The following is a 12,806-nucleotide window of genomic DNA, read 5'->3' on the forward strand; positions in this document are numbered from 1 at the left end:
GACGCCGGCCCGCACATCCGGCTGCGCCGCCGCGGCGGCGACTTCGTCCCGCTGACCCAGCTGGCCCCGGCGCCCGCGCCGGCCCCGGCCGCCGGCGGCACCCCGCTGCCCCCGCCGCCCGCCCAGGACACCGCCGTCACGACGCGGAGCCGGACGACGAACCCGGACCAGGCGAACCCGGACCAGATGGGCCCGGACCGGACGAACCCGGACCGGACGAACCCGGCCGCGCCGGTCCCCCCGCCGACCGGTGCGCTCGCCGACCTGGCGGCGCTGCTGCCCGGGATGACACCGGCCGAACGCGCGGCGGAACTGGCGCTGCTGCCTGCGGCCGACCGGGAACGGCTGGCCGCCGACCCCTCTCTGGTGACGGCGCTGCGTTCGGCCCTGGGCGACGGTGAGTTCGCCGCCACGGCGGCCCAGCTGATCGTGCAGGTGGCCCCCGGCGTGGACCAGCCGGTGTCGGCCGGGCGGGAGGCCCGGGCGCGGATCGCCGCCATGCTGCACGACCCCGCCGTGGCGGCGCGGCTGCTGGAGCGGGGCGCCCGGGTGCTGGTGGTGCCGAAGAACGAGGCGCTGACCGCGCTCAGCCCGTTCCGTGACCTCGCGGGCAGCCGGCTCTCCCCGGCGGACCCGCGCACCTGGGACACGGTGCGCGGCCTCGGGCAGCTCCACACGGGCATCACCGAGGAGAACCTCCTCGGCGAGACCACCGGTGTACCGGGCGCGCGCACCTACGCGGACGGGTACTCCACCACCACCCACGAGTTCGCGCACGCCATCCACCTGTACGGGCTCGGCGACGCCGATCGGCGGACCATCGAGGCCGCGTACCGCGCCAAGCTCGCCCCCCCGACCGGGCAGGACCCGGACCGGGTGGAGTGGCCGGACGGCCCGCGCCGCAGCGCACGCGACGGGCGGCCGGTCGACAACTACTCCTCCACCGACGAGTTCGAGTACTTCGCCCAGGCCGTCAACGCCTACCTCGGCACGAACACCGGACGCGACCCGTACACCAGACAGCCGCGCAACAACGGCGCGCACTGGGTGCGGGACAACGAACCCGATCTGCTGCCCATCCTGGAGCGGCTGTTCGGCACCGGTCCGCGGCAGGACGGCCTCGGCCCGGCCAACCCGGTGCAGGCCACCCGCGCCGAGAACGAGATGTACGAGGGCTTCCGTGCCCTGTGGGACCAGGCGGAGGGCGTCCACCTGGCCCAGCCGCACCCACCCGCGCCCACCGTCCCCGTACCGCCCGCTCCCGGCACGGAGGCGGCGGCGCGGACGGGGACGGACGGGGACGGACGGGCCGCGCTGCCCCCGCCGCCGCCCGACCGCCGCAGCGGCTGGGCGGAACCCCCGGCCGGACTGACCGAGATGCTGGACCGGCTCCGCGCCGGCGACCCCGAGGCGGAGGCGCTGTCCCGCTTCCGGTTCACCGAGGACGGCGACAGCGACGCCGCGAGCTCGGACGGCGACCCCGACGCGGTGCCGCAGGCGTGGACGGACCTGCTGTTCGGTCCCGCCGCCCGGTACGACCACTCGCCCGAGACCCTGCTCGACACCGCGCAGTCACTGTGGAACCTGGCCCGACAGGACGGGACGGCGGCGTCCGTGGCGACCGGTGTCCTCGACAGCCTGCAGGACCTGGCCCGGCGGGTGCTGGACCTCGCCCCCGGCGCCCCGGTGGGCCCGCGGGACCTGCTGCTCCTGGGGTCGCTGGCGCTCAGCGCCTCGCCGGAGGAGCTCGCCGACGAGGACGATCTCGCCGACTACCTCGTCCGCCAGGACACCGCCCTGACGGAGGGGACCGGGTTCGGGCCCGGGCAGGGCGCCGGACGGAACTGGACCGGCACGGGACAGGCGCCGCCCGCGGACTCCTACGCCGCGCAGGACGAGGACGGCCGGCTGGTCGTGTGGCCCGCCCCCTGGTCGGACGCGTACACGGTGCTGGCCCAGTCCTCGGACGGGACCGTGCAGCTGCACACCCCGCACGGGACGCTGCGGGTGGAGGACTCCGGGGAGCTGGCCCGGCTGGTGGCGCGCGACCCGGCCCGGCCCGACGGCGCCGACGTGGTGCTGGCGTTCCCGCACGAGGACATCGAGTCGGTCGCCCGGAACGTGGCGGACCTGACCGGCTCCCGGGTGTGGTACTCGGAGCTGGCCCCGCACCCGGGCACCGACTGGCGCAGCGGCGCCGACCACCTGGTGGTGGGCCCGGCACGGGACGGCGGCGCCCGGGCGTGGACGTCCGTGCGGCCGGGCCAGGACCCCGCCGTGCACGGGGGCGACCCGCCCGGCCCGGACACGGCGGAGCGCCGCGGGGACGGCTCCGGGGCCGCCGCGGCCGTCGAGGCGCGCCGGCCCAGGCCGCTGACCACCCGCGACTACGGCGTCGTGGACGACCGCGGCGACGGCGTCCTCCTCCGCAGGCCGGGTCCCACCCGTGGCCGGCTGAGGGCGCCGAGCGCCCTGGCGGGTGCCGAGGACGCTCCGGAACTCGCGCTGACCCACCAGGACTACCGGGAGATACCGACGACCGACCGTCCCCTGCTGCAGGTCTCCGCCGACCGCACGCTCGCCGTCGAGCACGGTGCGAACGGGCAGCAGGTCTTCGCCACGGCCGAGGCGATCAGCCGTTCGTCGGCGAAGCTGAGGCGCGCGGGCATCACCACGCGGCTGGAGACCGACCCGGACGTCGGCATCGTCCTGCCCACCCCCTCGGGCGGCAGCCGGCGGCTGTACCTGGTGAGGCCCGTGTTCGGGAGCTCCTCGGGCCGCTCCACCGAAGAGGTGTGCCGCGACTTCGCCGACTCGCTCGCCGACAACTCCCGCACCTCGCACCTCGTCTTCCGCACTCCCGGCGGCGGCCCCGCGGTCACCGCGCCGGCCAACGCCTCGGACGGGGCGGAGGTCACCGGCACCCATCACCTGGCCGAGGCCCTCGGCGACGTCGCGGACGGGACACTTCCCCCCGGCGCGACCGGCCCGGCATGGGCGGCGGAGCTGGTGCGTGCCGACGACCGCCCCAGCGGCGGCGACGGCACCGGGCCCCTGCCCGGCAAGGCGTACGGCAGCGCGCTGAACCTCGCGAAGGACGGGGACCCACGGCGTGAGGCCCTCTCCGCGGCGGCGGAACGCATCGGCGTCAACGAGCACGCGTGGGCCGACGTCGGCGAGGGCTACGTGTTCCAGTCCATCGCCGCGGCCGGCGAACAGGGCCAGCCGAGCCTGGAGCACAACTACGCGAAGCCGCAGGCCGGCTCGGCGGGCGCGCACTTCGGCTACCACTTCGCCACCGTCCTCCTGGCGAGCGAGGACGGGACGCACCAGATCTCGCTGGAGAACCACGCCCGGGTCTCCGTCCGCAACCACCGGCACGAACGGGCCATCCGGGCGAACGTGGACAACTTCAGCACGGAGGAACTGCGGGAGAACGCCGACCGGCTGCTCGCCGAGATCAGGAGCCGGGAGGAGGCCGGGACCACGGAGGACCTCACGGAGCTGCGGCACCACCTCGTCCTGACCCAGGCACTGGCCCACGCCAAGCAGGCGTACGCCGACCGGGCCGCGGCCCCCGAGGGATCCAGGCAGCGGGCCGAGGCCAACCAGCGGCTGCGGAACGCCGTCCAGACCGCGATGGCCCGCATCGGGCAGCTCGAACCCGTCATCCCGGGCAAGCACCTCTGGTACATGCGGATGTTCGCGCAGCGGCCGGGCGAGTGGCCGCACGACGCCAAGGCGGAGCTGACGAACGCCGAGCCCTCCTCCGAGGCCAATCCGCTCACCGCCGTCGTCCTGCGGGGCCAGCAGGCCCTGCCCGCGGCGGTCACCTTCCCCAAGGGCGTCGAACGGACGCCCGAGGGCGCCACCTTCGCCATCCGGCACCTGGCGAAGGTGGTGGCCCGCACGGCGCTGTGGAACGGCGACAACGGGCTGCCGACGCCGCGGGTCGACGTCGTCAGCCGGCGCGGTGCGGCCCTGGTGGGACGGGACCTCGGCAAGGTCCGGGCGGAAGCGGTCGCGGCCACGTTCCGGCAGGAGCTCGCGTCCGCGCTCGCGGACCTCCAGGACGGGGTCCCGGGGCCGCACCTGGGGGCGGACCGGATCACGGTCGTGCCCGGCACGGCGCGCGGTCGCCGGGTCTCCGTCGGGGAACAGGGCACCGACACCGTGGACATCACGGTCGACGACCGGCGCGGGGGAGTGCGGCGGACCGCCACGCGCGGACCCCGCGGCTCCCTGAGGGGAAGCCTGCGGGGCGGCTCGCCCGACGACGGCCTCGACCCGGTGGCCGAGCAGTGGCCGATCGGCCGCCCGGTCACCGTCATGCGCCCCCGCTTCGGCGACCGGGTGCCGCCCGGCGTGCTGCCCGCCGCCGAGGTGCCCGCCAAGACCGCCGCCTCCGGAAAGGGCAAGGACCCCGAGCCGCAGCCGCAGCGGTGGTTCCCCTACACCCGGTCCGCCGGGTCCCGCCCGGAGCCGTTCCGCTACGAGGTCGCCGACACCGGGCACCTGCGGCTGCCCGAAGGGCAGGAGATCCCGCCGACCGGCTGGACGCGGTTCGGCGACGACTTCGTGCACCCCGCGACCGGGGCACTCCTGCGGGGCGACAGCGGGTGGCTCGGCAAGGTCGCCAACATCGACACCCTCGCCCCGGCCCTCGCCGACCTCGACCCGGACGCCGCGCCGTACCGGATCACGGCCGACTCCTCGTCCCTCTACCTGGTCCCGGACGGCGAGGGTGAGGCCGCGTTCCGCATCCCGCTGCGCGAGGGCCCCGCGCCGCGCGCCCGCCTCGACGACCGGCCGCGCGTCGTGGTGCGCTCCTCCTTCGACGTACGCCGGATCGCCTTCGGCGGGGAGACCGTCACCGACCTGGAGGTCCGGCTCGCGCTCCGCCCCGGGGACGGGCAGGACGACCCCGAGGCCGTGCTGGCGCGGGTGCGCGAGGGCGTCGAGGAGTTCTACAACCGGCCGGGGCACCGCCTTCCCAACGGTGACCGGGCGCACGTCACCGTCACCCCGGTCGCGCCGGACGCCGGCCCGCACCTGACCGTCGACCTCGTCGGCCGGGACCGGCCGATGAACCAGCGGGCCTGGTGGGCCGACGCCGACCCGGTGGAGTTCGCGCACGAGCTGGCCCACCAGCTCTTCCTGCGGGACGAGACCCGCGGCGCGGACAACCCCGCCCGGCTGCACGCCCCCGGCAGCCTGCTCGGGCCGTTCCGCGAGCAGGCCCCCGCCGGTCTCGGGCGGAGCGGACTGCGCGACCGTCACCTCCAGGTGTGGGCCGCGGTCGCCGGTGACCTGCCCGTGCACGTCCCGGCGGACGGGGCGAGCTGGGACCAGGCGTGGACGGACGCGCCGGAACAGTCCCGGGAACGGGTGTGGGCCGACCCGGTGTCGCTGCCCGGACCCTCCCCGCAGACGGAACCGGACGGCTCGGTGCCGCCGCCGCTGCCCCCCGGTACCACCCCGGCCGCCGGGGAGTCCGACGCCGGGGAATCCGATTCCGGGACGGACTCCGACGACGACACGGACTCCGAGGACGAGGGGACGGTCGGGCCGCCGGTGTGGGCCTCCCCGGACTGGCTGGGCCCGGTCTTCGGACCGCAGTGGAGCAGGGCCCCGCGCGCCCGGCTCCAGGAGACCTCCCGGGCGCTGTACCGGCTGGTCCAGGAGACGGCCGCCGGCCGCGGTCCGCGCGAGGGGCTGGCCGACCTCACCCGCCGGGTCCTGCACATGCCGCGCCGGGCGCCGGTGACGGGCCAGGACGTGCTGGACCTCGGTTCGCTGGCGCTGGAGGCGTCCTCGGACGACCTCGCGAGCGCCGCGGACCTCGCGGTGTACTTCATCGACCGGCAGGTCGAGACCCGCCGGGACGCCCTGGCCGACGAGACCCTGCTGCACACCGCGGACGGCAGCCCGGCCGGACGCGACCTCACCGGCGACGACGAGCCGCCGCCGGAGCTGGACACCATCTTCACCGAGCGCTCCGGCCGGCACGTCCGGCAGCCCGCGCCGTGGCGCAGCCCGTACCTGTTCGTGGCCGAGGAGGCCGACGGCGGCGGCATCGAGATCGTCACGCCCTGGCGCACCTTCGTGGTCCGCGACGCCGTGGAGATGGCCCGGATCATCTCCTACGACACCCGGCGGCCGCCCGGCGCGGACATCGTCCTGGCGCTCCCCGCCGCGTACGCCGCGCGGGTGGCCGACCTGGTCGCCGGTACGACGGCCCGGCCCGTCTGGTACCCGCAGGGCCCGGTGGAGATCGCCACGCACCCCGACACCGGAGCCCGCCACCTGGTGCTGCACCAGGTGGCCGGCGACCCCGCGGCGGGCTGGACCACGCCCCCGCCGCCCCGGGAGGCCGGTCTGGCCGGGGCCCGCGACCTCAGCAGCGGCAGCGACACCGGCAGCGACTCCGACTCCGATTCCGACTCCGACGGTGACGCCGAGTTCGACCGGATGGTCGAGGAACTCGAACGGGAGCGCCGCACCGACGCCCTGCGCCCCCGGCCGCTGATCACCCGCGACTACCGGGTCGTCGACGAGAGCGGCGCCGGGGTGCTGTTCACCGAGGTGGGACCGCGGACCGCCGGTGACGTCCCGGCCGTGGAAGGCTCCGACGCGCCCGCCCTCGTCCTGCCCCGCCAGGACGAGGGCGGGATCCGCGCCGACGACCGGCCGCCGCTGCACATCTCCGCGGACCGGACGCTGGCGCTGCTCTCGGCCGGCGACGACACCACCGGCCGCAGCAGGCAGGTGTACGCCACCCGGGCCGCCGTCGAGCGCTCCTCGGCACTGCTGACCGCCGCCGGGGCCGGGGTGGAGCTGGTCGCCGACCCGTCGGTGAGCGTGCTGCTGACCCGGGAGGACGGCTCGACGGGCGAGCCGCTGTTCCGGGTGGAGCCGCGGTTCCTGACCCCCTCCGGCTCCTCCGAGCACGCCTTCACCCGTGACTTCGCCCGGACGGTCGCCGGGACCGACGCCGCGCCGCTCACCCACATCGCCTTCCGCGGCCCGGGCGGCTCCGTGGCCACGGCCCCGGTCAACGCCCTGCACGGCCGCGAGGTCACCGGCACCCACCACCTGGCGCAGGCGCTGACGCAGGTCGCCGACGGCACCCGCCCCGCCACCGACGTCACCCCCGGCTGGGCGGCCCGCGCGGCGGGCTCGGACCGGCGCTTCACCGGCGGCGTGGTGGGCGCGCCGACCCCCGGCCAGGAGTACGGCCGGGCCCTGAGCCACGCCCCGGACAACACGCGGCGCGGCCCGCTGACCGCCGCCGCGGCGCGCGCCGGCGTCAACGAGTTCGCCTGGGCGCAGGTCGGCGAGGGCTATCTGATCCAGTCGGTCAGCACCACGAACGACGGCGGCGCCCAGCTGTTCACGCACAACCACGCCAAGCCCGGCGACCCGGTCGGCCCGCACGCCCCGTACCACTTCGCCCAGGTGGTGCTGGCCAGCGAGGACGGCACCCACCAGATCACCCTGGAGAACGAGACCCACTCCCGTGCCGAGATCCCGGCGGACCGGCTCGACGACATCGTCGACGAGAACCTGGAGCGCTACGACGGGGACGAGCTGAAGCGGCTGGCGGACGAGGCGGGACGGCGCCTCGACGCGGCCCGGCGCGACGGCGCGCACGAGGCCGTCACCGGCCGGCTGGAGGGGTTCGCCCGGGTGGCGCGGGCGCTCGCCGAGGTCCACGAGGCGGAGCAGGTGCTGTGGTACTTCCCCGAGGACCGCCCCGAACACGCGCTGGCCCGGCGGGACCTGGAAGCGGCCCGCGGCCGCGCCCGGGACGCGGTCCGGTCCGCGGCCCCCGTGACGGACGACAAGGACCTGTGGTTCTTCCGGGCCTACAGCAGACGGCCCGGCGAATCGGCGCACGCGGTCAACGCGGCACTCCTCTCGGAACACGCGCCCGCCGTCGCCAACCCGCTGACCACGGTGGCCCTGCACGGCCACGCGCCGCGCTGGCACCAGCAGGCGATCGCCTTCGCACAGGAGGAGCACACCCCGTCCGCCGACGCGGACGGGACCCTGGACGCGCTGGCCCGGTCGCTGGCGCGCGCCGGCCTGTGGAACCGGGCCAACGGCCTGCCGCTGCCCAGGATCACCGTCACCGGCCACGGCAACCGCTCGCAGGCCAGCGGACGCAAGCGGGCCGAGGCCGTCAGGGACGCGCTCGGCACCCGGCTGGACCGGCTGCTGAAGGAGTTCCAGGCGGCCCTCCCCGGGCCGCACGTCACCCTGTCCGACTTCCCCGTGGCCCTGGACGCGAAGCGGGTGCGCCGCGCCACCGACCCGGCTCAGGGACGGACGGTGACGGTCGGCATCGACGACCGGCGCCACACCCCCGCCCCGCCGCCGGTCCCCGACACCACCGGGCAGCCGCCCGGGTCCGCGGTCCCCGCGCCGCTGCGGCCCACCTCCGACGGCCCCGCCCCGGCCACCGGACGCCGGTCCGACAGCACCGGACCGTCGGGTTCCGCCGGCCGGGACGGGTCCCGGACGCCCCGCCGCTCCGCGGCCCCCAGCCCGGACCGCGGCGCCCCCGTGCCCGCGTGGGTGCGGGCGCGGATCCGCTACGCCGAGGAGTCCGCCGCCTTCGACCGGCGACTGGCCGAACACCTCGCCGACAACCGGGCGGTGGCCGNCGGGCGCGGATCCGCTACGCCGAGGAGTCCGCCGCCTTCGACCGGCGACTGGCCGAACACCTCGCCGACAACCGGGCGGTGGCCGAGGAGTTCCGGAAGATGGCCCGCGCCGCGTGGGAGCGGGCACGGCTCCAGTACCCGAACGGCCTGGGCGCGTTCGGCAGCGCGAACCCGAGCCTGGCCGGTTCCGTGGGCACCGCCAGGCCCGCCCTCCAGCAGGTGCTGCGCAGCGGGAACCTGCGGGAACTGGTGACGTTCCTGTTCCAGGGAATCTCCAGCGACCTGGTGCCCGAGCTGCTCGGCGGCCCCGAGGAGCAGCACCCGGAGATCGCCGCCGAGCGGCCCAGCCGCCGCAAGGCGGAGGTCCGGGCCGAACTGGAACGCCGGGCCGAGGAGATCCAGCGGGACGACAGCCTCTCCCCGGAGGAGAAGCAGGCCGCGCTGGCGGAGGCCACCCGGCCGCTGCTGGTCCCGACCGACCCGGACGACGTACGCCCGCCGCTGAGCCGGGCGGAGCGCGGGCTCGGGGTCGCCGACGGAAGGCTGGCCTGGATGCCGGCCTCCTCGGCGTACGACATCGCGATGAGCTCCGCGATCCAGGGGCTGTCCGAGGACACCGGCGGCCTCGTCGCGACCGGCACCGCGGGGTCGACGTACCGCTTCCTGCTGCACGCCGCCCGGATGCGGGACCAGTGGGGGATCGACCTCGACCTCGGCCTGATCCGGGCCGGCATGATCGCCATCTCCCTGTCGGCCGGCCACCACTCGTTCCACGAGGTGATGCGCGGCGCCCAGCTGGCGCTCGACGACATCCCCGACCACGACCCGTCCCTGGACTACCAGGACAACTGGGGCCGGTACTGGAACGTCTACCCGCTCACCGAACAGGAACTGCGCGACCACGTCGCGCGGGACGGGCGCTTCCCCGACGAGCACGCCCAGGCCCTCCTCACCGGGCTGGACCCGTCGTCCGCGGCGGGGACCGGTGGCCCTTCGTCCACCACGGGGACCGGTGGTCCCTCGTCCACCACGGGGACCGGTGACCGCCGCGGCGGCTCCGGCTCCCACCGCGCGCTCCCGCACCGCCCCGTCCACACCCGGCCGGTCGCCACCCGGCCCAACCGCCCGGCCCCCACGCTCCCCAACCACCCGGGGGCCCCGGGCCCGGCCCCGGCCACCGCCACGGTCGCCCAGCCCGTCAACGTGGAGGAGGCGGAACGGCACCGCGAGGCGATCCTCGACGCGCTGTACGGTCTCGGCTCCCTGGACGGCCTCGACCGGGGGCGGGCCGCCGAGGGCCTGGCACGACTGGACCGGCTGCGCGAGGCCGACCCGGAGCTGCGGGGCGGCTTCCTCGACCTGGACGCGGTGGCGCGCCGGGTGCTGCTCATCGCCCCCACCACCCCGCTGAACGCGGCGGCCCGCGGCGCCCTGCTCCACCTGGTGGCCGACCCGGCGACCGCGGCGGCCGGCAGCCTGGACGCGCTCTCCGCCCACCACCTGGTCCGGCGCGGGGCGTTCCACCCCGACTTCCGGCTCACCGACGCCCGGGGCCGCGGCCGCGGCTGGAACTGGCTCGGCCGGCCGCTGCCCGGCGACTTCGACCCGGACCGCACCGGCCGCGTCTCGCACGCGCCCGACGGCACCACCGGTCACAGCGGCCCGGAGGCCGCACCGTGGCGCGCCGCACCCGGCCGTCCCGACCCCTACACGCTGCTGCTCACCGCGGACTCCGACGCCGTGGTGGTACGCGGACTCGGCGGGTTCACGCGTGCCGTACGGCCCGGCGTGTTCCGCGAACTGCTGGCCCTGGACGCGGAACTGGCCGCCCGCCCGGCCGACGCGACGGTGCTGCTGCACGTCGAACGGGGCGCCGCCGCCGACCTGGACCTGCCGCGCTCGATCGCCGACCGGACCGGCCGGGAGGTGTGGGCGACCGCGGGGCGGGCCGCCATCGGATCCCTCCCGAGCACTCCGGGCGCCTCGATGCTGCTCCTCCTCGACGAGGTGGACCGGGCCCCCCGGGCCCAGTGGCTCCTCAACCCGCCCGCCGCGCCGCTCGCGCCCCCGGCCGACCCGGCGGACGACCGGGTCAGCGCCGTCTCCATCGGCCACGGCGGGTCCCGGGCGACCGGCTACGTCTCCATGGACCCCGCGGACACGGCCGACGGCGGCTGGATCCGGACGCTGGCCCACAGCCGGCTGGGATCGGTCACGGCCTACGCCCACCAGCGCAACGCGTACACCTTCGGACGTCCCGCCTCCACCGTGGTGCCCTGGGTCGGACTCGACCTGCCGCAGCCGTACTTCGCCAACAACCACGGCCTGCCGGGCACCGTCGTGTGGCACACCCCGCAGGGCGGGCGCACGGACGACGGACCCCGGTTCGCCCGCACCCTCGCCCGCCGCCGCAGCCTGGCCTCGCTGGCCCCCGAACACCCCGTGGTGCTGCTCATCTGCTACGCGGCGACGGCCCCCGGCATCGGCGAGATGCACGGCCTGCACATCGACGGCCCCCTCCCGTTCGTGCCGGACCCGCTCGCGTCCGTCGCGGTCGCCCAGCACACCGCCAACGAGACGGGCCGCACGGTCTTCGCGTCCGTCCTGATGAACTCCCTGGAGCACCGCTCCACCGGCCCCGCCGGGATGCCCGTCAACCTCCAGACCGACGCGCGGGGCCGCGCCCACGACTGGGTGATGTTCCGGCCGGAGCCGGCCGGGGACGCCCTCGACCGGCGCGCCCGCGACGCCGGACTGCACTGGGGCCCGGGACCCGTCCCGCCGCAGACGCGGGAGCGGACCCTGCGGCTGGTGCGGGCGCTGCGCCGGCTCTTCGGCCCCACCGTCGACGACACCCCGCAGTACCCGGAGCTGCTGCGCGGCATGGGCGCGCTCGACCTGATGCACGAGGCGGACCCGCGGCTCAACCGGGACGGCGCGCGCCGGTTCACCATGGACCTGTACGAGCAGATCATGATCCGCCACTCCGGCGCGGCGCCGTCGGGACCGGTCCCGCGGTTCACGCCGGACGCCCACCGCCGTCTGCTGACCGAGGCCGCGCAGCGGTGGGCGGGGGGTCACCGCGGCCCGCTGACCGACTGGATCGGCCTGCCGCACCTGGCACACATGCTGGACGGCCTCGCCACCGCGCCGCGGCGCGAGGGTCTCGCCCGCGAGGTCCTGGGCCTGGACGCCGCCGATCCGGTCGGGGAGGCCGAGCTGTCCCGGCTGCTGTGGGCGTCGTACCGGGTCGCCGTCTTCACCGCCCAGGCGGACCGGGGCGCGTTCGCCTCCGTGGTGCTGCACCTGCCGGCCCCGGACGCGACCCGGTTCGACGAAGCGGTCCTGGTGGCGCGCCAGGCGGCGGCGGCCGGCCGCGACCTCTGGCAGGTCCAGGAGCTGACCGCCTTCCACCTGGAACGGCAGGGCGCGCTGGACGCCGAGCGGCTCCTGACGGACGACGACGGCACGGCCTGGGGGCGCGCCCTGGACGGCGTGGACCGCCCGGAGGGCACCTTCGACCCCGCGGTGATCACCCTGCTGGGACGCGCCCCCGACGGCTCGCTGGTGCCCGTCGGCACCGAACCCGCCCCGTGGGCGGCCGATCCGCACCGCCCCACGCCCTTCCTGTACGTCGCCGACGGGGACGCCGACGGGCTGCGCATGCCGGGACCGGTGCCGCCCCAGGAGTTCGGTGAACTGGTCTTCCGGGACCCGGAGCTGCTCTCCGAGGACGGCTACGCCGAGGTCGTCGCGGTGGTCCCGCACGGCTCCCCGGCCGGAGGGCGCCCGGTACGGGGCAGTGTCCCGGGCGAGGGCGCCCGGAACTCGGCCCGCAACTGGTGGAGCACCAGCGCCGCCGTCACCCTCCACCACGACCCGGCGACCGGGACGTACACCGTGGCGATGCTGCCCGGACCGGACGGACGGCCCGCGTCGGCGGCCTCCTGGAGCCGGACCGAGCCCGCCGACGGCGACCCCGCCGGCACCGTCCCCGGCCCCGGGCACACCCCGGTCCCGACGGCGGCCAACTCCGCCGCCCTCCGGACCGGCACCGCGCCCGACGCCCGCCTCACCGCCGCGTGGGACGCGCACGCGCGGGCGCTGACCGCGTTCGGCGCGGCCACCGCCGAGGCC

1 protein-coding gene is annotated in these 12,806 nt (G+C 76.9%); it reads left to right on the plus strand.

The genetic code is table 11. The annotated features are described in order from the left end of the window. Positions 1-8,768: 8,768 nt before the first annotated feature. The coding region (locus KM933_RS40805) for a lonely Cys domain-containing protein (protein WP_221361612.1) at positions 8,769-12,806 on the plus strand (4,038 nt) is incomplete at its 3' end.

This window comes from Streptomyces beigongshangae (genome assembly GCF_019710745.1).
GTDB classification, from domain to species: domain Bacteria; phylum Actinomycetota; class Actinomycetes; order Streptomycetales; family Streptomycetaceae; genus Streptomyces; species Streptomyces beigongshangae.